This is a genomic window from Leisingera sp. ANG-DT (assembly GCF_000813785.1).
GTDB lineage: Bacteria > Pseudomonadota > Alphaproteobacteria > Rhodobacterales > Rhodobacteraceae > Leisingera.
In genome coordinates, this window is record NZ_JWLE01000012.1 from 1 (window position 1) to 20,271 (window position 20,271).

Genomic DNA, 20,271 nt, shown 5'->3' on the forward strand with positions numbered 1-20,271 from the left:
CTTCGGCTTCGGCTTCGGCGATGATTTCTGCGGCTTCTTCTGCTTCGGCCTCTTCCGCGGCGTCCTCGATTTCGGCAGCGGCGGCCTGGGCTTCTTCTGCAACCGCCTCGGCGGCGGCTTCGGAGGCTTCGGCGGCGATCACGTCTGCGGCAGCTTCTTCGGTTTCGGCCACGGATTCTTCGGTTTCAGCCACGGCTTCCGCTTCGGCGGCCGGAACTTCAGCTTCCGCCGGGGCGGGCGCGGGCTGTTCGGCAACCGGTTCTGCGGCAGGCGCCGGCGCCGGGGCAGGTGCAGCGGTGGGAGCCGGTGCGGCAGCTTCGGCAGCGGCGGCGCCAAGCGCCGGGGTGGCGGCACGCAGGTGGATGCCGCCCTCGCTGGTGCGGGCCTCGACCTGGCGGGCGATCTCGCGCTGGGCAATGCGGGCCAGCATATCGGCATCGGGCTGCGGCGGTTCGGCGCCAAAGTAGCGGTCATCCGCGGCAAGGTCGCGGAAATACTCGGCAATGGCCTTCATTGTGCCGAAGGAATCCTCGAACCCTTCCAATGTGCAGGAAAAGGTTCCATAGGATACGGTCAAGACTTTGTTGTTATGTACCATCAGCTCGCTCGTCTTCGTCACATAGGTTGTCATTCACCATAAAGGCTGGAAGGACCAATTTTGCTCGAATCCGTGCAATTGATCGTATCATTTTGTGTTCACAATGTGTCTTGTTTCCAAAATAGGCGGGAATGGACCGCATGAATACTAAGATTGTAGACGTTCCGGAACCAATCACGCTGGTGGGCGGCGGGGAAGTGGCCTCCGGTGATCTGGAGGCGGCGCTGGCGCTGGCGCCGGTGCTGGTGGCGGCGGATGGCGGCGCTGCGGCGGCGCTGGCGGCGGGGCAGGTGCCACGGGCGGTGATCGGGGACTTTGACTCGCTGAGCGATGACGTGCGGGGGCAGCTGCCGCCGGACAGCCTGCACCCGGTGGCGGAGCAGGACAGCACCGATTTTGACAAGGCGCTGAGGATGATAGCGGCGCCGGCGGTGCTGGCGGTGGGGTTCCTGGGCGCGCGGGTGGATCACCAGCTGGCGGCGTTCAGCACCCTGGTGCAGGGGCATGACGTGCCGGTTGTGCTGGTGGGGGAGACGGAGGTGATCTTTCACCTGACCCGGGCGGTGGAACTGCCCGCGGAGGCGGGTGAAGTGATTTCGCTGTTTCCGATGCAGGAGGTGCAGGGGCACTCCGAGGGGCTGGAGTGGCCCATTGACGGGCTGACGATGTCGCCGATGGGGCGGATCGGCACCTCGAACCGGGCGACGGGTCCGGTGCGGCTGGAGGCGGAAGGGCCGGGGCTGCTGGCGATTGTGCCGCGGCGGCTGCTTGCGGATGTGCTGGGGGCGGTCCGGCTGGACCGCTAGGCGGGGTTGATGCGCTCTTCGGTTTCTGACGCCTTGCGCTCGCGCATCACCGCGTAAAGCCCTGCGCTGATGGTCAGGAGGATGCCGAAAGCCGCGAGGGTGTTCGGGAGTTCCGAGAAGATCAGCCAGCCGAAGAACACGGCCACCGGGATTTCCAGGTATTGCATCGAGGCGAGGGTGGAGGTGGGGGCAAAGCGCAGGCTCCAGGTCATCATCAGATGCGCCACGGTACCAAGCGCGCCGGCCGCGGCCAGCAGGCTCCAGGTGTCCTGCGGCGGCAGGGCGGTGGACAGCGCCGCCATGCCGGCGGCATCGCCGATCAGGAACACCGGTGCCAGCAGCGCGGTGCCCATGACGCCGGCCACGGCCTGAACCGCGATCGGGTCGGTTTCCTTGGCGATCTTGCGGGTGATCAGCATGAACAGCGCAAAGATCACCGCAACCAGCAGCGGCCAGAGCGCGTTCCAGCCGACCGCGGCAAAGCTGGGCTGGATGACCAGCAATGTGCCGGCAAAGCCGACGACGCAGGCGCCGAGGCGGCGCAGGCCGACCTGTTCGTGCAGGACGTATTTGCCCAGCAGCAGCATCAGGAAGGGCATCACGAAGGCTATGGCCACCGCGTCGGCCAAGGGCAGGTAGCGGAAGGCGGTGAACATCGCGCCGATGCCGCCCATCTGCAACAGCGTGCGCAGGAACAAGAGCGGTGCCACCCGGCGCGACAGGCTGAGCGGCAACCGCAGGGCCAGGGCCAGCGGCAGCAGGATTGCGGCCTGGGCGGCAAAGCGGATGAAGACGATCTGCGCGACCGGCACCCGGTCCGTCAGCAGTTTGGCGATGGCGTCGCCCAGCGGGATCACCATGCAGAAGCCCAGCATCAGGGCGATGCCGAGGAGGGGCCGGTCCTGTGTCATGGCGGCAGGCTAGGCGGGGTGGGGGAAACTTACAAGGTGCGGTTGAAGGCGGGACGGATTGCGGAGATAGACCCCGGGCCGCTTGCGGCCCGGTTCGCGCCCGTCCCCGCCCCCAGGGCGGGCGCGAAACGCCCACCCTCGGTGCCGGGCGCTAACCTGTGTTTGGTTGCTCCGGCAGCGGCAGACTGAGACATGAAACTCAGCAGTTCGGCACGTTGACCGCGAGGCCGCCGAGCGAGGTTTCCTTGTACTTGTCGTGCATGTCGGCGCCGGTTTGGCGCATGGTCTCAATGCAGGCGTCCAGCGGCACGAAGTGCTGGCCGTCGCCGCGCAGGGCGAGGGACGCGGCGGAGACCGCCTTGATTGCCGCGAGGCCGTTGCGCTCGATGCAGGGGACCTGCACCAGGCCCTTCACCGGGTCGCAGGTCATGCCCAGATGATGCTCCAGTGCGATCTCGGCGGCGTTTTCCACCTGTTCCGGTGTGCCGCCCATGACGGCGCAGAGGCCAGCGGCGGACATTGCCGACGCGGAGCCGACCTCAGCCTGGCAGCCTGCCTCGGCGCCGGAGATCGACGCGTTGTATTTCACCAGGCCGGCAATCGCGGCGGCGGTCAGCAGGAAATCCTCAACATGGGCCTCTGATGCGCCCGGCACATGGTCGAGATAGTAGCGGATCACCGCCGGCAGGGTGCCTGCGGCGCCGTTGGTCGGCGCGGTCACAACCTGGCCGCCAGCCGCGTTTTCCTCGTTCACCGCCATCGCATAGACGCTCATCCAGTCGTTGATGGTGTGCGGCGCGGTCAGGTTCATGCCGCGTTCGGCCATCAGTGCGTCATAGATGCCCTTGGCACGGCGGCGGACCTTGAGGCCGCCGGGCAGGATGCCGTCGCGCTCCAGCCCGCGGTTGATGCAGTCGTTCATCACCTGCCAGATGCGGGCGGTGCCCTTGGCGAGGCTGTCGGAGCAGCCGCGGGAGATCTCGTTGGCGCGCTTCATCTCGGCAATCGACTTGCCGCTGGCCTTGGCCATCTCCAGCATCTCTGCCGCGGATTTGAACGGGAAGGGGACCGGGTCGCCTTCGTCGGTGGCCTTGCCCGCGGCCAGTTCCTCCTCGGTGACGACAAAGCCGCCGCCGATCGAGTAGAACACCTGCTTGAGGATCACGTCGCCCTGGGCATCCGTTGCCATCAGGATCATGCCGTTGGCGTGGCCCGGCAGCGCGTGATCATAGTCAAAGATCATGTCCGCCTTGGGGTCGAAGTGCAGTTCTCCCAGCCCCTCGGGGTGCATGGTATGGGTCTTGTCCAGCTCCGCCAGGAAGGCCTCGGCCTTGGCGTCGTCATAGTCGTGGGCGACAAAGCCGCCGAGGCCGAGGATGGTGGCGCGGTCGGTGGCGTGGCCGACGCCGGTGAAGGCAAGCGAGCCGTGCAGCGAGGCGCGCAGGCCGTGGAATTCGAACGGCGAGGCGCGCATCATGTCGAGGAAGCGCGCGGCGGCGACCATCGGACCCATGGTGTGGGAGGACGACGGGCCGATGCCCACTTTGAACATGTCGAAAACGGAGAGGAACATTAGGTGGCTGATCCTTCTGGGGGATTGGCGTAGGCCGGGGATGTGAACGGGGTGGCGCCGAGGCCCTCGGCCTCGCGTGCCACGGTAACGGCGGGGCGGTGCTCCAGCGCGGCGCAGATCTGCTGCAGGCTGGGGTAATGGGCCAGGGTGAACCAGGTTTTGTCGGCCTGCGCAGGATAAAGCGCCATCCAGCGGATCTGGCAGGCAAGGTAATAGTCCAGCACCGACGGCTGCGGCGCGCCGAGCCAGGAAGGGCGGTCTGCGGCGGCCTGGTTGAGGCTGGTCAGATGCACATGCAGGCGCTGGCGCAGGACCTTTTGCAGCTGCTGCTGATCTGCCTCGGCATCGCCGATGTATTTGTCCGGGTAGAACAGCATCCGCAGGTCGGCGTGCAGCGTGTTGGAGGCGAAAAACAGCCATTTCAGGAACGCGGCGCGCTCCGCGCTGCCGGGCTGCGGTGCCATCGCGGCGTGGCGCTCGGAGAGCCACAGCAGGATCGCGGCGGTTTCAAACAGCGGCCCGTCCGGGGTTTCCAGCACCGGGATCAGACCGCCCGGGTTCAGCGCCCGGTATTCGGGGCTGTTCTGCGCCTCTGCCCGGCGGTCGACCAGGACCGTTTCATAGGGCAGGCCAAGCTCCTCCAGCACCAGCCGGATGACCAGTGAGGCGTTGTCAGGGGCGTAGTGCAGGCGGTATTCGGGTTTCATAGCGCAACATTATAACTCGGACCGGCAGAATATGTGTCCGTTTCCGGCGTTTCCAATAGGAAACCCGCCTTTGTGATATATGTTTGGTCAAGAGGCCCCGAAGCGGCGGAAGGACGCCGAGCGGGTCATGCGTTGCGCAGCTCTGTTTTGAGCCCGAAGCGGACGCCGAAGGGGCGCGCGTTGTGATTGCCCGCCAAGTTCAAATTGCCTCAAAATGCTGCTTGATTTAGTCTCGCTGTAATGAGCCGAGAATTGAGCGAAATCGATTTGGCCGGGATGCCAGCCCCGTTGGCATTTGCAGTCAAAGAAATCAGTTTCCCGATGGTAGTTGAAGGAAGCGGATCACCTGTTCTGTTTGTTCATGGAGCATGGGCCGATCATCGTATCTGGTGCGGTCTTTGGAAACCCGTTTCCCGCCGAGCTAAGTTCATGGCTTACACTCAGCGGCATTTTGGGGACTGGCACTGGCCAAACGACAAACCTTTCGCGCGCCGTGTCCATACAGAAGACCTGATCGACATATTGGAAAAATTGGAGGAGCCGGTCCATCTCGCTGGGTGGTCTTATGCAGGTGGAATTCTGTTACGCACGGCGGCGACAATACCCAAACAAGTGCTTTCGCTAAGTATCTTTGAGCCATCGTTTGAGTGCGAACCGCCAAAAGAAAATGGCCCACTAACGCATGCTCGCGAAATTGCGTGGGACCGATTAGAGCCAGCCTATGAATTGGCGGAGAAGGGCGATCTTGAGACAGGTATGCGGGTAGGTCTTGAGGCTGTCTATAGCATGCCAGCAGGTGGTTTTCTTGAGTTGCATCCAGACTTTCAAAAGGTTCATTTGGAAAATTGCCATACGATGATGCCTGATCTTAATGCAGAGCCTGCCAAACCACTGTCACCTGAGGAATTTGCTCAAATTAAATGCCCGACCTTAATCTTGTACGGAGAAAACTCACTTGATCAGTACCGTTTAATGGCTGAGCACACGAGCAACAGCATCGACAACGCAATACTAAGAAAAGTACCGGGCGTAAGTCATGGCGGCCCTGTTCAAAGGCCAGACCTGTTGGCTGATGCGATGTTAGAGTTCATTCTGGGGAATGCTTCTTTGCGCTCTGTTTAACTGTAAGGTTCAGTAACTTGAAAGTCCGCTTCGTCCGCTCAGCGTGCGTTCTGAATTGCCGCACAAAACAGCCGGTTCAAGACAGCAGTTGCTGCGCCTTGCGCGGAGGGCAGCTGCCCGTTCAGACCCGCCGGGCGGTGCAGACGAAATGGGTGAGGGAGAAGAAGAACCGCCCCTCCGCCGCCAGTTCCTCCTGTTCCTGCGCCCAGGCGGCGGCGTCGTCCTCATCGGTGGCTTCAGTCTGAACGGCATAGGCGCGGATCAGGCGGATCATCATGGCGGCCAAGCCGTCCGGGCGCAGGCTGGTGTCGCAGATGGTCACGGGGTGCATCGTTTCGAGCGTGAAGCCGCTGTCGCGCAGTTCTTCCGGCAGGCGGGCGGGCACGGTGCGGTCGGCCAGATGGTTGTCCCAGATATCCAGGAACCGCTGCATCCGGGCGCGGTTGTCGCTGTGCCAGGCGAAGGTGTCAAAGTGGATGTCGCCGATCACCAGGCGGCCGTTCGGTTTCAGCACATGGTGCACCGCGCGCAGCACCGGGCGGCGGCTGGTGATGTATTCGAACACCTGCACCGAGACCGCCTTGTCAAAGCTTTCCGGCTCAAACGGCAGGGTCGCGGCATCGCTTTCGGTGAGGGTGGTGTTTTCCCGTTCCTGCAGTCGCTGGCGGGCGGCGGCGAGCATGTCGGGGCTGGCGTCCAGCCCGGTCACATGGCCCGCGGGGCCGACCGCGCGGGCGAGTTCCTCTGTCAGCAGCCCGTTGCCGCAGCCGAGGTCCAGGATGCGGTCGCCCGGTGCCGGTGCCAGCGCGTCGAAGCTGGCGCGCCGCCGCCGGGAAATGTCGGCACCCTGGTAGGCATCCTCCAGCACGCGGGTGGTTTCCTTGTCGAATTGCAGCATTCCTGTCCCTCCGTCCGCATCCGCCCGCATAAGAGGACTAGGGCGAACGGGCGGGATTTCCAGCCGGTCGGAAGGCGGGGCGCAAAAGCCCCCTCGCGCGGAAGCGGCTAACCGCCTATAACAGCGGGGAAAGCGTTTGCATGGAGATCCGCGATGACCGGAGAGCTGTCCCCCATCGACAAGGCGAAATTCGTTGCGGCCAAGCGGGCGGCGGAGATGGTCGAAGATGGTATGCGGGTGGGGCTTGGCACCGGGTCAACTGCGGCTTGGCTGGTGCGCTGCCTGGGCGATCTGGTGCAGAAGGAGGGTTTGCGGATCACCGCGGTGCCGACCTCCAGCCGCACCGCGGCGCTGGCGCGGGACGTGGGCATCCCTGTGGTCTCTTTGGATGAGGCCAAGTGGCTGGATGTGACCATTGATGGCGCCGATGAGTTTGATCCGGACCTGAACCTGATCAAGGGCGGCGGCGGCGCGCATCTGCAGGAGAAGATTGTCGCCACGGCCTCTGACCAGATGGTGGTGATTGCCGATGCCAGCAAGATGGTGGAGACCCTGGGCGCCTTCCCGCTGCCGGTGGAGGTGCTTCCGTTCGGCTGGCAGAGCAGCCAGGCGCTGATCGAAGAGACGCTGGTGTCGATGGATGTGATGGGGCGCAGCTCCACCCTGCGGATGAACGGCGGGGCGCCATTTGTGACGGATGAGGGCAATTACCTGCTGGACCTGCATCTGAAACGGATCGGCAATGCCCGTCAGCTGGCGCTGGTCTTGAACCAGATCCCCGGGGTGATCGAGAACGGGCTGTTCATTGACATCTGCGACACGGTGGTGATCGGCTATGGCGACGGCCGTGTTGAGGTGCGCGACATCAACGAAGGCACCGTCGAGAAGGACAAGCTGGATTTTGTCGAAACCGACAACCTGTTCACCGATTTGATGGATTGAGTGCGGCTGCGTTCCGCGTTTTGCAAACCGGATTCCTGCGAGGAATCCGGCCCGGTTTCCGGCGCGGAAACCGGGGGCAGGGCTTCTAAAAGCTGGCGGCGGAGACGGGTCTGAAATCCTCGCAGGATTTCAGGACGGAATTCGCGCCGAATTCCGTTTTCTTCGGATGCACTGCCCATGGGGGGGCGGAAAACCGGAATTCCGCCTCACAACCCTGTGCAAATTCAATGCAAAAGGTTGAATGCGGCGCGGGAACGCCCACTTGGGCATATGGCGTTTGGTGGTCCGTTATGGGATACACCTGATCAAGAAATGCAAAGGGCGGAACTTCATGAGCTTTGATTACGATCTGTTTGTCATCGGCGGCGGCTCCGGCGGGGTGCGGGCGGCACGGGTGGCGGCGCAGGAAGGCGCCAAGGTGGCGCTGGCGGAAGAGGACCGCTATGGCGGCACCTGCGTGATCCGCGGCTGCGTGCCGAAGAAGCTGATGGTGTTCGCGTCTGAATACTCCAGCATGTTCGAGGACGCGCAGGCCTATGGCTGGGACATCAAGGCCGGTGCCTTTGACTGGGATGCCTTCAAGGGCAAGCTGCATGGCGAGCTGGACCGGCTGGAAGGCATCTACCGCAATATCCTGAAGAACAACGGCGTCGAGAGCTTTGACAGCCGTGCCAAGCTGGCCGATGCCCACACGGTGGAGCTGGCCGACGGCACCCGCAAGACCGCCAAGCACATCCTGATTGCCACCGGCGGCTGGCCGACGGTGCCGGAGTTCCCGGGCTCGGAACTGGCGATCACCTCGAACGAGATGTTCCATCTGGACAAGCTGCCGGAAAGCCTGCTGATTGTCGGCGGCGGCTATATCGCCAGCGAGTTTGCGGGCATCATGAACGGGTTGGGCGTTAAGACCACGCAATTCTACCGCGGCGCGCAGATCCTGCGCGGTTTCGACGACGAGGCGCGCGGGCTGATCAGCGAGGAGATGTGCCAGGCCGGCATCGACGTGCATCTGGGCACCAACGTGCTGGAGATGCGCAAGGAAGGCGATAAGATCTGGGTGAAATCCACCAACGGCCAGGAGCGGCTGTTCGACAAGGTGATGTATGCCACCGGCCGCCATCCCAATGCCGATAACCTCGGGCTGGAAGAGATCGGTGTGCAGCGCGGCCGCAAGGGCGAGATCATCGTCGATGAATACAGCCAGACCTCAGTGCCGTCGGTCTATGCGATCGGCGATGTGACCGACCGGGTGGCGCTGACGCCGGTGGCGATCCGCGAGGCGATGGCCTTTGTCGAGACCGTGTTCAAGGGCAATCCGGCCAGCCCCGACCACGCGCTGATCCCGACCGCGATCTTCACCCAGCCGGAGATGGGCACCATTGGCCTCAGCGAGGAAGAAGCGCGCGAGCAGGAGCCGGTTGAGGTTTATGCGACCTCGTTCAAACCGATGCAGCAGGCCTTTGCCGGCCGGGCGCAGCGGGTGCTGATGAAACTGATCGTTTCGAAGGCCACCCGCAAGGTGCTGGGCTGCCATATCGTCGCACCCGGTGCGGGCGAGATGATCCAGCTGGCCGGAATCGCGGTAAAAATGGGGGCAACCAAAGAAGATTTCGACCGCACGGTTGCGGTGCACCCCACAATGTCGGAAGAGTTGGTAACTTTGAAAACTCCGGTGCGCTCGACCTGAGCGGGCAAACCGGCAAGAATGAGAACTCATGCCGCCCAATTCGGTATCTTGCGGGCGGCAGCAAACGGATAGGAGACAAATGGCGGGCAATAGCGGTGGCCCATGGGGGGGCGGTGGCTCCTCCGGCGGCGGAGGAGGCAACCGGGGCAACAACGGCGGCAATAACGGCGGCGGCCGTAAGCCGGAAGATCCCCAGATCCCCGAAATCGATGAGCTGGTGAAGAAAGGCCAGGAGCAGCTGCGCGTGCTGATGGGCGGGCGCGGCGGATCCGGCGGCGGCCGCGGCGGACGCAGCGGCGGCGGAGGCGGCGGCGCGCCGCTGTTCACCAAGGGCACCCTGGGGCTGGCGGTCATTGCCGGCGCGGTGCTGTGGGGCTTTGCCAGCATCTATACCGTCAAGCCGGAAGAACAGTCGGTGGAGCTGTTCCTGGGCGAGTATTCCTCGACCGGGCAGCCGGGCCTGAACTTTGCGCCCTGGCCGCTGGTCACCAAGGAAGTGATCCCCGTGCGGGTGGAGCAGACCGAGAACATCGGCTCCGGCGCGCGCGGCTCTGACGCCGGGCTGATGCTGACCGGGGATGAGAACATCATCGACGTGGATTTCCAGGTGGTGTGGAACATCTCTGACCCGGCGCGGTTCCTGTTCAACCTGCGCGACCCTAGGTCAACCATCAACGCGGTGTCGGAATCGGCGATGCGCGAGATCATCGCCCAGTCTGAGCTTGCGCCGATCCTGAACCGTGACCGTGGTGCGATCACCGCCCGTCTGGAAGAGCTGATCCAATCGACGCTGGACAGTTACGACAGCGGCGTGAACATCGTGCGTGTGAACTTTGACGGCGCCGACCCGCCAGAGCCGGTGAAGGACGCCTTCCGCGAAGTGCAGTCCGCAGGCCAGGAACGCGACCGGCTGGAAAAGCAGGCCGATGCCTATGCCAACCGCAAGCTGGCAGGCGCCCGCGGCCAGGCCGCACAGACGCTGGAAGAGGCCGAGGCCTACCGTGCGCAGGTTGTGAACGAGGCGCAGGGTGAGGCGAGCCGCTTTACCGCGGTTCTGGAGGAATACCAGAAAGCGCCGGAAGTGACCCGCAAGCGCCTGTACCTGGAAACCATGGAAGAGGTGCTGGGCCGGGTCGACAAGATCATCCTGGATGACACTGCAGGCGGCGAAGGCCAGGGCGTCGTGCCCTATCTGCCGCTCAATGAACTGCGCAAATCGCAGGAGGGCAACTGATGCGGAAATCTACTCTTCTTCTGCCCGTCCTGGTGGTCGCGGCGATTGCTGTGCTGTCCTCGATCTTCATCGTGGACGAGCGGGAAAAGGCGCTGGTTCTTCGCTTTGGCCGGGTGGTGGACATCAAGGAAGCCCCGGGCCTGGCGTTCAAGCTGCCGGTCATCGACAATGTGGTGCGCTATGACGACCGCATCCTGAGCCTGGAAGTCGGTCCGCTGGAAGTCACCCCGCTGGATGACCGCCGCCTGATCGTGGATGCGTTCTCGCGCTACCGGATTGCCAATGTGGATACCTTCCGTCAGGCCGTCGGCGGCGGCGGCATTGGTGCCGCGGAACTGCGTTTGGACAAGATCATGCGGGCACAGACCCGTGAGGTGCTGGGTTCCGTCAGCTCCAACGACATCCTGTCCTCGGACCGTTTCGCGCTGATGCTGCGGATCCGCAATGGCGCCATCACCCAGGCGCGCCAGCTGGGTCTTGAGGTGATCGACGTGCGGCTGAAGCGCACCGACCTGCCGCAGGCCAACCTGGAAGCCACCTTTGCCCGGATGCGCGCTGAGCGGGAACGGGAAGCGGCGGACGAGATTGCCCGCGGTGAAGAGGCGGCGCAGCGCGTGCGCGCGCAGGCCGACCGGACCGAGGTTGAGCTGGTGTCGGAAGCCGAGCGCGAAGCCGAGGTGATCCGCGGTGAAGCGGACGCCGAACGCAACGCGATCTTTGCTTCGGCCTATGGCCGCGACGCGGAGTTCTTCGAGTTCTACCGCTCGCTGAACGCCTATGCGAATTCGCTGCTGGCGGGCAATTCCTCGCTGGTGCTGTCGCCTGACAACGAGTTCTTCAATTACCTGAAGTCCTCGGGCGGCAAGGCTGTCCAGTAATGGGGTTCATCCTCCTGGCCCTCGGGCTGGTACTGATTGCAGAGGGGCTGGTGTACGCACTGGCCCCTTCGCTTGTGGAGCGGCTCTTGGAAATGCTGCGGGTGCTGAGTGAAGATCAGCGCCGCAATGCAGGTCTGGCGGCGCTGGCGCTGGGTCTCATTCTGGTCTGGCTGGCGTTCCGTCTGGGGATTTAAAGCGGCGCTTTCCCCCCAATTTTTCAGCGAAACCGTAATCTTTCCCTGCTAGGATAGCCTCAGCAGGGCCTCCCCCGCTGTTACAGGGCAAAAACCGGATCACAGCGGCTTTATTCCGTGCAACATTTGTTGCGGGACAGGGGAGAGTTCCTACATTGGGTCCATAAGACTTTGCCCGGCATATGCGGCGTTTGCGCCTGTCCGGGCAGGGGAGAAGAATTGAAAATGACAAGGAGTAGATCCGTGCAGCCACAGGCAATTGCAATTTCCGGCCGGACAGGCGGCAGCGGCGCGATGATCCGGCTGGCCTGGCTTCTGGTGCTGAGCATGGCAGTCCTGCTGATGCAGGCGGTCACCGCAATGGCCCGCCCCGAGAGCCTGGCGCCGCTGGCCGACAAGGTCAGCCCCGCGGTCGTCAACATCACCACCAGCACCGTTGTCGAGGGCCGCACCGGCCCGCAGGGCATCGTGCCGGAAGGCTCGCCGTTTGAGGATTTCTTCCGTGAGTTCCAGGACCGCAACGGCAATGGCACCCGGCCGCGCCGCTCCTCGGCGCTGGGCTCCGGCTTTGTGATTTCCGAGGACGGCTATATCGTCACCAACAACCACGTGATCGACGGGGCCGACGAGATTGAGATCGAGTTCTTCCCCGGCGAAGGCCAGCCCAAGGAGCTGCTGCCGGCCAAGGTGATCGGCACCGATCCCAACACCGATATCGCGCTGTTGAAGGTGGAGGCGCCGTCGGCGCTGAAATACGTCAAGTTCGGCGACAGCGACACTGCCCGTGTCGGCGACTGGGTGGTCGCGATGGGCAACCCGCTGGGGCAGGGGTTCTCTGTTTCCGCAGGCATCGTGTCGGCCCGCAACCGCGAGCTGTCGGGCTCTTATGACGACTACATCCAGACCGATGCGGCCATCAACCGCGGCAATTCCGGCGGGCCGCTGTTCAACATGGACGGTGATGTGGTCGGCGTGAACACCGCGATCCTGTCGCCCAACGGCGGCTCCATCGGCATCGGGTTCTCGATGGCCTCCAACGTTGTGGTCAAGGTTGTGGCGCAGCTGAAGGAATTCGGCGAGACGCGGCGCGGCTGGCTGGGTGTGAAGATCCAGGATGTGGATTCGGATCTGGCAGAGGCGATGGGCTTGGAAAAAGCCCGCGGCGCGCTGGTCACCGATGTGCCGGAAGGCCCCGCCAAGGACGGTGGCGTGCTGGCCGGTGACGTGATCGTCAGCTTTGATGGCGCCGATGTGAAGGACACCCGCGGCCTGGTGCGTCAGGTCGGCAATGCCGAGGTTGGCAAGACTGTGCGCGTGGTGGTCTACCGCGAGGGCAAGACCGAGACGCTGCGGATTACCCTGGGCCGCCGTGAAGACGCCGAGCGCGGCCCCTCCAGCGAGAGCGGCAGCGGCGATGCGCCGGGCAGCAGCGAGAAGGAGCTGCTGGGCCTGTCGGTCGGCGTGCTGACCGACCAGATGCGTGCTGAGCTGAATGTGGCTGAGGATGTCGAGGGCCTGGCCGTCCTGTCGGTGGATGAGACTTCGGAAGCCTGGGAGAAGGGCTTGCGTGCGGGTGATGTGATCACCGAGGCGGGCCAGCAGAAGGTGGCCTCGATCAGCGATCTGGAAGCGCGTGTCAGCGAAGCCAAGGAGGCGGGGCGCAAGTCGCTGCTGCTGCTGGTGCGCCGCGGCGGCGAGCCGCGCTTTGTGGCGCTGAACCTGTCGGAGTGATCCGGGGTTAGAAACCGCTGAGAAATCAGGGAAGGCCGGGCAAATGCCCGGCCTTTTTCGTTGGCTCAGGGACGGGCCAGCTGCATGAAAAGGAGGCTGCGGCTGTCCTTTGCCGTGCACCAGCTGCCGGGCTGTTCGGCAAAGATCTGGCGGAAATCTTCCAGGTTGCGCTTTTCATCCGAGATCAGCACCCAGCCGCCCGGACGCACATGCGGCAGGCAGCGGGTCAGCAGTTCCCGCCGCTGCGGCGCGGCCAGCATATGCAGGGTGCGGTCAAACAGCAGGACACCATAGTCCTTGTCCGGCGCCCATGTGGTGAGATCAGCGGCGATGCCGGTCACGTCGAGGTTTTCCCGCTGCGCTGCGGCCAGCATGTCCCGGATGCCATGCGGGGAAATGTCGATGCCGGTGACACGGTGGCCCAGCCGGGCAATGAACAGCGCATCCCGGCCCTGGCCGCAGCCTGCATCCAGAACGTCCTGGGCCTGTGTGCCCAGCTCCTCAAAAAAGGCGGTGAAGGCGGGGGACGGTGCCCCAAGCGCATCCGGGGTGTCACGGTAGAGTTTGTCGTAGTCATAAGCCATGTGAGGCACCGTAGCGGCCGGGTCTGGCAATGGCTAAGTGAATAATTCTTGAACAAGAGAGATGGCAGCGGGCAGCCGCTTCCCAGCGCGGGAAACGGCCCGGAAAACTCGTGTTTTCCGAGCCGGAATTCTCGCAGAATTCCGGGGCAGGCGGCACAACTGATGCGCAAAAAGGGGAAGAGCCATGCGCTGGCGGGCACATGGCTCTTGTTGGACAGGCGGCCATTGGGATGGAACGGATAATGGCCGTCTATGAAGCCGTTATGGCGCGGTACGGGGCCGTGTTCTGTGACCGGGATTACAGAGGGCGGATTTTGTTGCAGAAATCTGCATCCGGCGGCGGGGTCAGATTGAATCCGGCTCCGCCAGCACGGCCAGTTCGCTGCGGTCGAGGATCTGCACGCCGCCGCGGCTGATGCCAACGAGGCCGCTGCGCTTCCAGGCGGCGAGCGTCTTGGAGACCGCTTCGCGGGTGGCGCCGACAAATTCGGCCAGCTCCGCCTGCGACAGAGCCACGCGGCCGTCGCTGGTCTCGGGTGCGAGGTACAAGAGCTTGCGCGCGAGCCGCACCGGCATCGGCAGGAACACCTGTTCATTGAGCTGGGTGTTCATCCAGCGCATCCGCTGGCCCGCCAGCCGCAACAGGTCGGCGGCCAGGTCCGGGTACTGGCGGATCTGCGCCAGCACGTCGCCGCTGCGCAGGCGCAGGACCCGGCTGGGTTCGGCGGCGATGGCGGTGGCGGTGCGCTCGCCCGGGTCAAACAGGGTGATCTCGCCGAACACCGCACCGGGGCGCATCATGTCGAGCGACAGCTTGCGGCCGGAGGCGGAGAGCACCGAGAACTCCAGAGCGCCTTCGGCAATCGCATAAAGCGCATCACCGGCGTCGCCCTGCTCGAACAGCACCTCGCCCTGGCGCAGGCGCACCTCGGTGGCCTGGCTCTCCAGCATCCGGCGCAGCGGGCCGGAGGCACCGGAGAGAAAGCCGGTGTCCGGCAGGCGGGTGGTCAGCATGGTGTTTGTCTCATGTTATGTCTTTGGCCCGGTGGGCGGACCTTAGCAGAGGCTTTGCCAGCTGGGAACCGGGGAGCTGAACCGCGCGGTTCAGCCCGCGACGGCGATCAGGCCCAGCTTGCGGGCGGAGGCCAGCGTCAGGGTGCCGCTGTCCAGCCCCAGCGGCGCCTGGAAGCGCTGCACGGCCTTGCGGGTGGCGGCGTCCATCTGGCCATGCACGGGGCCGCGGTAGAGGCCGCGCGCCGTCAGGGCCCGCTGGATGGTGCGGATGAAGTCCGGGGTCATCATTTCGGGGCAGGGGATTTCGATCCACTGCTCCTGCCGCGGCTGCACGATTTCCTGCCGGGTCTCGGTGCGGAAGGTGGCGGGGCGGATCACCTGGCCGCTGGCGTCCAGCTGCGCCGGTTCGGCCAGCACCTGGCTGGTGACGGTTTCAATGACGGCGGGGGAGGTGTGGGTGCTCCAGCAGGTGCCGGGGGGCGCGCCGGGCGGCGCGTAGCGGCCGGCGCGGGAGGTTTCGTTGCCGGGGTGCGGCTGGACGCAGGCGGTCAGGGCCGCAAGCATGGCCAGCAGCAGGGCAGGCGCCAGGCGCCGGCTGGGGAGAAAGATCGGTGGCGTCATGCCCGGGTGCCTCATGCCGGCGCCTCTGTCTGTCCCCGGGGGGCTGGCGCCGTTGCTTTGGCGGCAGCCTAGCCGAGTTCGCCGCCATCCGCAAAGGCCGGATCGCCTGTCCGGCCCTGATCTGCCAGCAGGAGGTCGAGCATCGGCGAGATGTCCTCCACATCTTCGGCGATCACATGGGTGACGGAATGCGCCCGCTGCAGCCGCCCGGTGACCCGCAGCATCCGCCCGGAGATCACCGCGCGGCGGAAGGCTTCGTAAATCTTGCGCCAGACGATCACGTTGACGATGCCGGTCTCATCCTCGAGCGTGACGAAGATGACCCCCTTGGCGGTGCCGGGGCGCTGGCGCAGGATCACCAGGCCCGCGACGGTGATGCGGGCGTTTTCCGGCGGCTCCTGCAGCCGGGCGGCGGGCAGGCAATGGGGCGGGCGCGGCCAGCGGGGCTGGCCGGTTCGCGGTCCGGTTTGCAGGCCGGTTTGCAAATCGGAGCGGGCCGGCACGGGAGGGCGCGCGGGGGCTGGCATGAGGAAATCCCCCCTGGGGTTGAGAATATTTGAGTGTGAACAAATATAGAACATTAGGCGGTAAAGTCCAGCAGCGGCAGGGCGGCGTCGCAATTGGGGGTGGCACCGGCGCGGGCGCTTGGCTACACAGTCGCGCAAGTACCGGAAAAGGGAAGAGAGCTGACGAATGGCAAAGATCACTTATATCGAGCACAACGGCACCCAGCACGTGGTGGATGTGGCCAACGGGCTGACCGTGATGGAAGGCGCGCGCGACAACAACATTCCGGGCATCGAGGCCGATTGCGGCGGCGCCTGCGCATGCTCCACCTGCCATGTCTACATCGCGCCGGACTGGGTCGAGAAGCTGCCCGCCAAGGATGACATGGAAGAGGACATGCTGGACTTCGCCTATGAGCCCGATCCGGCCCGCTCGCGCCTGACCTGCCAGATCAAGGTGAGTGACGATCTGGACGGCCTCGTGGTGCACATGCCCGAAAAGCAGATCTGATGGCTGCGGGGGCGGCAGCGCGGCGTCTGCGGATGCGCGCCCGGCCCCGTTCCGCCCGCCGCGTATTGCGGGCGTTGTGTTTGGGGCTGGCCCTGGCCGGCCCTTTGGCGCAGGAGGCCGGCGCCGGGGTGATCGGCGCGGGATACGGCGATCCCACCACCCGTTACGGCCATGCAGTGCTGGGCGATGATGTGGAATACGGGTCGCTGGTGCTGACGGTTGCAAGCACGGGGGGAAGCGGGGCTTCCCTGGCGGCGGACTACAAGACCTCCGAAATCCTGATCCGCCTGCCGCAGGACCATGTGTTCGAGGACATTGCTCCGCGGCTGGCGGATGTGGACGGCGACGGCAGCCCCGAGGTGCTGGTGGTCGAGACTGATGTGGCCGCGGGCGCCCAGCTGGCGGTCTATGACGCGGACGGCGAAAAGATCACCGAAACCCCGCATATCGGCACCCGCAACCGCTGGCTGGCGCCCATCGGTGCGGCGGATCTGGATGGCGACGGGCATGTGGAAATCGCCTATATCGACCGGCCGCATCTGGCGAAAACCCTGCGCATCTGGCGCTTCCGGGACGGCGCATTGCATGAGGTGGCAAGCAAGGCGGGCCTGACCAATCACCGCATTGGCGAGGATTTCATCACCTCCGGTATCCGCGACTGCGGGCAGGGCGCGGAACTGGTGATGGTGAGCGGCGACTGGCGCCGGATCATTGCCGCGCGGCTGCAGGATGGTGAAATCACTGCCCGGGAGATCGGTCCCTTTGATCCTGACACCAGGCTGGCGGATGCACTGGCCTGCCGCTGAGCGCAGCAGGGGCAAACTGTCCGCGCCGCGCCTTGCGCGGCGCGCGGCCCAACGGTGCGGCCCATCCCCGGATGGGCTGAAACAGGCGGGAGAGCTGCGCTGACTGTTGCCCAAGGGCCTGCGGCGGGCGGATGCTTCAACGCGCTGCCGCGCGGGTGTTTCCGAAATATTCATTCCCTTCAGCTAGCCTGCGGCAAACGGGAAATGCCCGGCGGCGCCGGCTGGGGCATGTTTTCACAGGAGACACGCGCGTGAGTTTTACACCCTATGTGTTCGGCACCGGTATCGCCGGCTGGACCTTCCTGCAGCGGACCCAGGCCCAGCAGCAGGAAGTGTTTGAAAAATCGCCCATTCTGGACCGCCGGGTGCAGGATTTCACGCAGCGCATCACCAGCATCCAGAACTCGGACCAGCTGCTGGACGACTACAATCTCCTGCAGGTGACACTGGGTGCTTTTGGCCTGGATGAGGACATCGGCAACCGGGCTTTCATCCAGAAGGTGCTGGATTCGGACCTGAGTGATTCCAAGTCCTTCGTGAACCGCCTCAATGACAGCCGCTACCTGGCGCTGGCGCAGACCTTTGGCTTCAACAGCCCGGACGGCCCGCAGCTGCCCAGTGCCAAGGGCGGCAGCGAATTTGCCGGCATCACCACCGCCGATGACCTCCTGTCCAATCAGACGCTGCTGAAAAAGGCGCTGGACAACGTGGGCCTGAAGGGGATGGAGAACAACCAGTTCTTCCTGCAGAAGGTGCTGGAGTCGGACCTGAGCGATCCGGACTCCTTTGCCAACAAGCTGACCGATACCCGCTTTGCCGATTTCGCCAAGCAGTTCGAGTTCGGCAAGCCGCCGGAATATGACAACAGCATCCAGGCGCTGGTGTCGGAGTTCAACCAGCATACCGAAGGGCTGGCCAGCGCCGATGACCTCTTGGAGGATGAAGACCTGCTGCAGGCGGTGATCGAGACCTTCGACCTGGAGCGCACCAACAAGGATTTCCTGCGGCGGGTGCTGAATTCGGACACCACCGATCCGGATTCCTTTGTGAACCAGCTGGAGGACACGCGCTATCTGAACGTCTCCCGCGCGTTCGGCTTCGGCTATCCGGACATCAACGCGATGACCGACCCGGATGAACTGCTGCAGAACCCGGAGCTGCTGGCGGATGCGCTGGACCAGTTCAACGTCAGCGACCGGGGCGAGACCTTCCTGCGCCAAGTGCTGGAATCGGACCTGAGCGACCCGAATTCCTTTGTGAACCAGCCGGACAACATTGCCTATTACGACTTTGCCGATGCCTTCCAGAACACCTGGCCGGAGCATGTCAGCAAAATGCAGGTGTTTTCTGACGAGATCACCGACAAGCTGGACAGCCTGTCCTCCGCCACCGAGCTGGTGTTCGACCTGAGCCTGTTCGAGGCTTCGCTGGACATCTTCGGGCTAAGCCACCGGGACAGCGATTTCAACGTGATGATCAAGACGCTGGATTCGGATCTGTCCTCGGAGATTTCCTATGCCAATCTGCACCATGACAACAACATGAAAGCAATGGCTTACGCCTTCTCCTTCAACAAGGGCACAGAGGCGCAGGAATACCCGGACGGCTTTGCAGATGAGATTGCCGATCTCTACACCACCCGGCAATTCGAGATTGCCATCGGCGAATCCGATCCCAACATGCGGCTGGCGCTGGCGTTTGAGCGCGAACTGCAGGCGGTGGTGGATGAGGGCGGCAGCGAGAACGCCCATTGGTACAACATCATGGGATCGCCGCCGCTGCGCACCGTGTTTGAGACGGCGCTGGTGCTGCCCTCCGGTTTTGGCCAGCTGGATATCGAGCGGCAGCTGGGTGAGATGAAGGACCGCACACAGGCGGCCTTCGGGGTCACCCATCCCGCGGATCTGCTGGAGCCGGACATGCTCGACCAGTTCCGCAGGCGGTTCCTGCTGATGACGGATATCGGCGGGTTCTAGGGCAGCAAGCGCCTGAGCTTGGGCTGCAGGCGCATGATCTGCAAGTTTCCAAAGCGGCCATTGCGGCTTGACACGGTTGCCCGGCAAGGGCGGCCTGTATCCGCGGCAACGATTGAAAGCTTGCCCGGTGCCTTCAGGCTGGCGGAACAAGGCTGATCGCAGTTTCCCATGCATTGGCATGCAGCCAGGCGGAGTTTTGGCAGCAGGTTTGGCGCTTCCCGTCCAGGCAGACCGGCCTGCGGCTCAGGCGCGGGCGGGGTGGGCCGGCACGGGTTTCTCCATGGTCACCGAGGTTGGCCTGTCAAACCCGGGATGCGCGGTTTCGCCGGTTTTGCGGAAGCCCATGCGGGCAAAGGCCGCGTGGTTTTTTGTCAGCTCGACCCGGGTCTGCAACCGCAGTACCGGCAAGCCAAGTGCCGCAGCGCGGGTTGCGGCCAGCTCCACCAGCGTGCGGGCGAGCCCGGTACCGCGATGGGTTTCGTCCACCGCCAGCTTGCCCAGATAGAGGCAATCGGGTCTGGGCGTCAGGAAGATGCAGGCCGCGGGCGGGGTGCCGATACCCCAGATTTCACCATCGCGGCATTGGTCCTGCAGGGCGGCCAGCGTCAAGCGGTGCATGGAGGACGGCGGGTCGATGCGCCCCTCCATAAAGGCAAAGCTGCGCTGGATCAGGTCCAGCACATCCCTCAGGCTGGGATCATCGGGAGAGAGCCGCCGGGGCGCGGTCATTGTGCCGGTCTTTGGGCAGGCATTCGGAACCGGTGCAGGCGGCAAATGGCGGGCAGGTGCTGCATGTGTTTTCCTCCCTGCGCGGCAGGATAGCCTTCTGAGGCGGAGCCGGCAAACGGCGGAGACTGATCCGCGCCACAGCCTTTCAGGGCGCCTCTGGCCGGGCGCGGCAGCGCCCGGCCACGCCCAACTGTGAGGATCAATCTGTGATTGGTCCGGAGCAGGCGGGAGGGCCTGCCTGTC

The 20,271-nt window shown here is 64.3% G+C and carries 20 protein-coding genes and 1 pseudogene; 11 read left to right on the forward strand and 10 right to left on the reverse strand.

Annotation, left to right across the window (positions count from 1 at the left end; translation table 11 throughout):
* Nucleotides 1–598 (reverse strand): annotated as a pseudogene (locus tag RA21_RS22885) (chemotaxis protein CheA); the annotation flags it as partial.
* Between the two features lie 140 nt (nt 599–738).
* Here RA21_RS22885 and RA21_RS13520 point away from each other — a divergent pair.
* On the forward strand, nt 739–1,404 hold the full coding sequence (locus RA21_RS13520) for a thiamine diphosphokinase (protein ID WP_039149800.1): 666 nt from the start codon (nt 739–741) through the stop codon (nt 1,402–1,404).
* Here the strand turns inward: RA21_RS13520 and RA21_RS13525 are convergent.
* From RA21_RS13525 to RA21_RS13535, 3 genes are all read right to left on the reverse strand, one after another.
* A complete protein-coding gene (locus RA21_RS13525) occupies nt 1,401–2,315 on the reverse strand; it encodes a DMT family transporter (protein ID WP_039149733.1) in 915 nt (304 codons plus the stop codon). The two genes, RA21_RS13520 and RA21_RS13525, sit on opposite strands and share 4 nt — an antisense overlap.
* A 199-nt stretch (nt 2,316–2,514) precedes the next feature.
* A complete protein-coding gene (locus RA21_RS13530; protein ID WP_019296799.1) occupies nt 2,515–3,888 on the reverse strand; it encodes an L-serine ammonia-lyase in 1,374 nt (457 codons plus the stop codon).
* Complete coding sequence (locus tag RA21_RS13535; protein WP_039149736.1) at nt 3,888–4,595, reverse strand: glutathione S-transferase family protein; 708 nt, start codon at nt 4,593–4,595, stop codon at nt 3,888–3,890. Before RA21_RS13535 ends, RA21_RS13530 begins: the two co-directional genes overlap by 1 nt.
* Nucleotides 4,596–4,835: 240 nt before the next feature.
* Between RA21_RS13535 and RA21_RS22335 the strand changes: the two genes are divergently transcribed.
* On the forward strand, nt 4,836–5,717 hold the full coding sequence (locus RA21_RS22335; protein WP_082008948.1) for an alpha/beta fold hydrolase: 882 nt from the start codon (nt 4,836–4,838) through the stop codon (nt 5,715–5,717).
* Between the two features lie 121 nt (nt 5,718–5,838).
* Here RA21_RS22335 and RA21_RS13540 read toward each other — a convergent pair whose 3' ends face one another.
* Entirely contained in the window at nt 5,839–6,615 is a 777-nt protein-coding gene (locus RA21_RS13540) for a methyltransferase domain-containing protein (protein WP_039149738.1), read from the reverse strand.
* 153 nt (nt 6,616–6,768) lie between these two features.
* Between RA21_RS13540 and rpiA the strand changes: the two genes are divergently transcribed.
* The 6 genes from rpiA to RA21_RS13570 all read left to right on the forward strand — a co-directional run bounded on the left by rpiA (nt 6,769) and on the right by RA21_RS13570 (nt 13,281).
* A complete protein-coding gene (rpiA, locus tag RA21_RS13545; protein WP_019296803.1) occupies nt 6,769–7,557 on the forward strand; it encodes a ribose-5-phosphate isomerase RpiA in 789 nt (262 codons plus the stop codon).
* A 331-nt stretch (nt 7,558–7,888) separates the two neighbouring features.
* On the forward strand, nt 7,889–9,244 hold the full coding sequence (gene gor / locus RA21_RS13550; RefSeq protein ID WP_039149742.1) for a glutathione-disulfide reductase: 1,356 nt from the start codon (nt 7,889–7,891) through the stop codon (nt 9,242–9,244).
* A gap of 79 nt (nt 9,245–9,323) precedes the next feature.
* On the forward strand, nt 9,324–10,478 hold the full coding sequence (hflK, locus tag RA21_RS13555) for an FtsH protease activity modulator HflK (RefSeq protein ID WP_039149745.1): 1,155 nt from the start codon (nt 9,324–9,326) through the stop codon (nt 10,476–10,478).
* The gene (gene hflC / locus RA21_RS13560) at nt 10,478–11,356 is read left to right on the forward strand and encodes a protease modulator HflC (RefSeq protein ID WP_019296806.1); all 879 of its coding nucleotides are present in this window, start codon (nt 10,478–10,480) and stop codon (nt 11,354–11,356) included. The genes hflK and hflC overlap by 1 nt, the downstream gene beginning before the upstream one ends.
* Nucleotides 11,356–11,550, forward strand: coding sequence for a DUF2065 family protein (locus RA21_RS13565; protein WP_019296807.1), 195 nt, complete (start codon nt 11,356–11,358; stop codon nt 11,548–11,550). Before hflC ends, RA21_RS13565 begins: the two co-directional genes overlap by 1 nt.
* Nucleotides 11,551–11,793: 243 nt before the next feature.
* A complete protein-coding gene (locus tag RA21_RS13570) occupies nt 11,794–13,281 on the forward strand; it encodes a Do family serine endopeptidase (RefSeq protein ID WP_052257655.1) in 1,488 nt (495 codons plus the stop codon).
* Between the two features lie 65 nt (nt 13,282–13,346).
* On the opposite strand, the gene RA21_RS22005 is transcribed toward RA21_RS13570, so the two are convergent.
* The 4 genes from RA21_RS22005 to RA21_RS13590 form a co-directional block, all read right to left on the reverse strand.
* On the reverse strand, nt 13,347–13,865 hold the full coding sequence (locus RA21_RS22005; RefSeq protein WP_052257656.1) for a class I SAM-dependent methyltransferase: 519 nt from the start codon (nt 13,863–13,865) through the stop codon (nt 13,347–13,349).
* A 345-nt stretch (nt 13,866–14,210) separates the two neighbouring features.
* The gene (locus tag RA21_RS13580; protein WP_039149750.1) at nt 14,211–14,879 is read right to left on the reverse strand and encodes a Crp/Fnr family transcriptional regulator; all 669 of its coding nucleotides are present in this window, start codon (nt 14,877–14,879) and stop codon (nt 14,211–14,213) included.
* A 90-nt stretch (nt 14,880–14,969) separates the two neighbouring features.
* Nucleotides 14,970–15,500 (reverse strand): peptidoglycan-binding domain-containing protein, encoded by a 531-nt coding sequence (locus RA21_RS13585; RefSeq protein WP_039149754.1) that lies wholly within the window; start codon nt 15,498–15,500, stop codon nt 14,970–14,972.
* A 68-nt stretch (nt 15,501–15,568) separates the two neighbouring features.
* Nucleotides 15,569–16,027: an OB-fold nucleic acid binding domain-containing protein gene (locus RA21_RS13590; RefSeq protein WP_152610547.1), complete on the reverse strand. Its 459-nt coding sequence runs from the start codon at nt 16,025–16,027 to the stop codon at nt 15,569–15,571.
* 166 nt (nt 16,028–16,193) lie between these two features.
* On the opposite strand from RA21_RS13590, the gene RA21_RS13595 reads away from it, so the two are divergent.
* From RA21_RS13595 to RA21_RS13605, 3 genes are all read left to right on the forward strand, one after another.
* Complete coding sequence (locus tag RA21_RS13595; protein ID WP_019296814.1) at nt 16,194–16,517, forward strand: 2Fe-2S iron-sulfur cluster-binding protein; 324 nt, start codon at nt 16,194–16,196, stop codon at nt 16,515–16,517.
* Nucleotides 16,517–17,323 carry an FG-GAP repeat domain-containing protein gene (locus tag RA21_RS13600; RefSeq protein WP_039149758.1) on the forward strand — a complete coding sequence of 269 codons (807 nt, stop codon included), beginning with the start codon at nt 16,517–16,519 and terminating at the stop codon, nt 17,321–17,323. Before RA21_RS13595 ends, RA21_RS13600 begins: the two co-directional genes overlap by 1 nt.
* A gap of 251 nt (nt 17,324–17,574) precedes the next feature.
* Nucleotides 17,575–19,299, forward strand: a complete 1,725-nt coding sequence (locus RA21_RS13605; protein WP_039149761.1) for a DUF1217 domain-containing protein — start codon at nt 17,575–17,577, stop codon at nt 19,297–19,299.
* 243 nt (nt 19,300–19,542) lie between these two features.
* On the opposite strand, the gene RA21_RS13610 is transcribed toward RA21_RS13605, so the two are convergent.
* Nucleotides 19,543–20,028 carry a GNAT family N-acetyltransferase gene (locus tag RA21_RS13610; protein ID WP_052257657.1) on the reverse strand — a complete coding sequence of 162 codons (486 nt, stop codon included), beginning with the start codon at nt 20,026–20,028 and terminating at the stop codon, nt 19,543–19,545.
* Between the last annotated feature and the right edge of the window lie 243 nt (nt 20,029–20,271).

What these genes read in the sequence shown, in the direction of transcription:
- rpiA (WP_019296803.1), top strand. Translation starts at nt 6,769, where the DNA reads ATGACCGGAGAGCTGTCCCCCATCGACAAGGCGAAATTCGTTGCGGCC.
- hflK (WP_039149745.1), top strand. Translation starts at nt 9,324, where the DNA reads ATGGCGGGCAATAGCGGTGGCCCATGGGGGGGCGGTGGCTCCTCCGGC.
- RA21_RS13525 (WP_039149733.1), bottom strand. Translation starts at nt 2,315, where the DNA reads ATGACACAGGACCGGCCCCTCCTCGGCATCGCCCTGATGCTGGGCTTC.
- gor (WP_039149742.1), top strand. Translation starts at nt 7,889, where the DNA reads ATGAGCTTTGATTACGATCTGTTTGTCATCGGCGGCGGCTCCGGCGGG.
- RA21_RS13590 (WP_152610547.1), bottom strand. Translation starts at nt 16,027, where the DNA reads ATGCCAGCCCCCGCGCGCCCTCCCGTGCCGGCCCGCTCCGATTTGCAA.
- RA21_RS13580 (WP_039149750.1), bottom strand. Translation starts at nt 14,879, where the DNA reads ATGCTGACCACCCGCCTGCCGGACACCGGCTTTCTCTCCGGTGCCTCC.
- RA21_RS13540 (WP_039149738.1), bottom strand. Translation starts at nt 6,615, where the DNA reads ATGCTGCAATTCGACAAGGAAACCACCCGCGTGCTGGAGGATGCCTAC.
- RA21_RS13520 (WP_039149800.1), top strand. Translation starts at nt 739, where the DNA reads ATGAATACTAAGATTGTAGACGTTCCGGAACCAATCACGCTGGTGGGC.
- RA21_RS13600 (WP_039149758.1), top strand. Translation starts at nt 16,517, where the DNA reads ATGGCTGCGGGGGCGGCAGCGCGGCGTCTGCGGATGCGCGCCCGGCCC.
- RA21_RS13595 (WP_019296814.1), top strand. Translation starts at nt 16,194, where the DNA reads ATGGCAAAGATCACTTATATCGAGCACAACGGCACCCAGCACGTGGTG.
- RA21_RS13610 (WP_052257657.1), bottom strand. Translation starts at nt 20,028, where the DNA reads ATGACCGCGCCCCGGCGGCTCTCTCCCGATGATCCCAGCCTGAGGGAT.
- RA21_RS13565 (WP_019296807.1), top strand. Translation starts at nt 11,356, where the DNA reads ATGGGGTTCATCCTCCTGGCCCTCGGGCTGGTACTGATTGCAGAGGGG.
- hflC (WP_019296806.1), top strand. Translation starts at nt 10,478, where the DNA reads ATGCGGAAATCTACTCTTCTTCTGCCCGTCCTGGTGGTCGCGGCGATT.
- RA21_RS13585 (WP_039149754.1), bottom strand. Translation starts at nt 15,500, where the DNA reads ATGACGCCACCGATCTTTCTCCCCAGCCGGCGCCTGGCGCCTGCCCTG.
- RA21_RS13535 (WP_039149736.1), bottom strand. Translation starts at nt 4,595, where the DNA reads ATGAAACCCGAATACCGCCTGCACTACGCCCCTGACAACGCCTCACTG.
- RA21_RS22335 (WP_082008948.1), top strand. Translation starts at nt 4,836, where the DNA reads ATGAGCCGAGAATTGAGCGAAATCGATTTGGCCGGGATGCCAGCCCCG.
- RA21_RS22005 (WP_052257656.1), bottom strand. Translation starts at nt 13,865, where the DNA reads ATGGCTTATGACTACGACAAACTCTACCGTGACACCCCGGATGCGCTT.
- RA21_RS13530 (WP_019296799.1), bottom strand. Translation starts at nt 3,888, where the DNA reads ATGTTCCTCTCCGTTTTCGACATGTTCAAAGTGGGCATCGGCCCGTCG.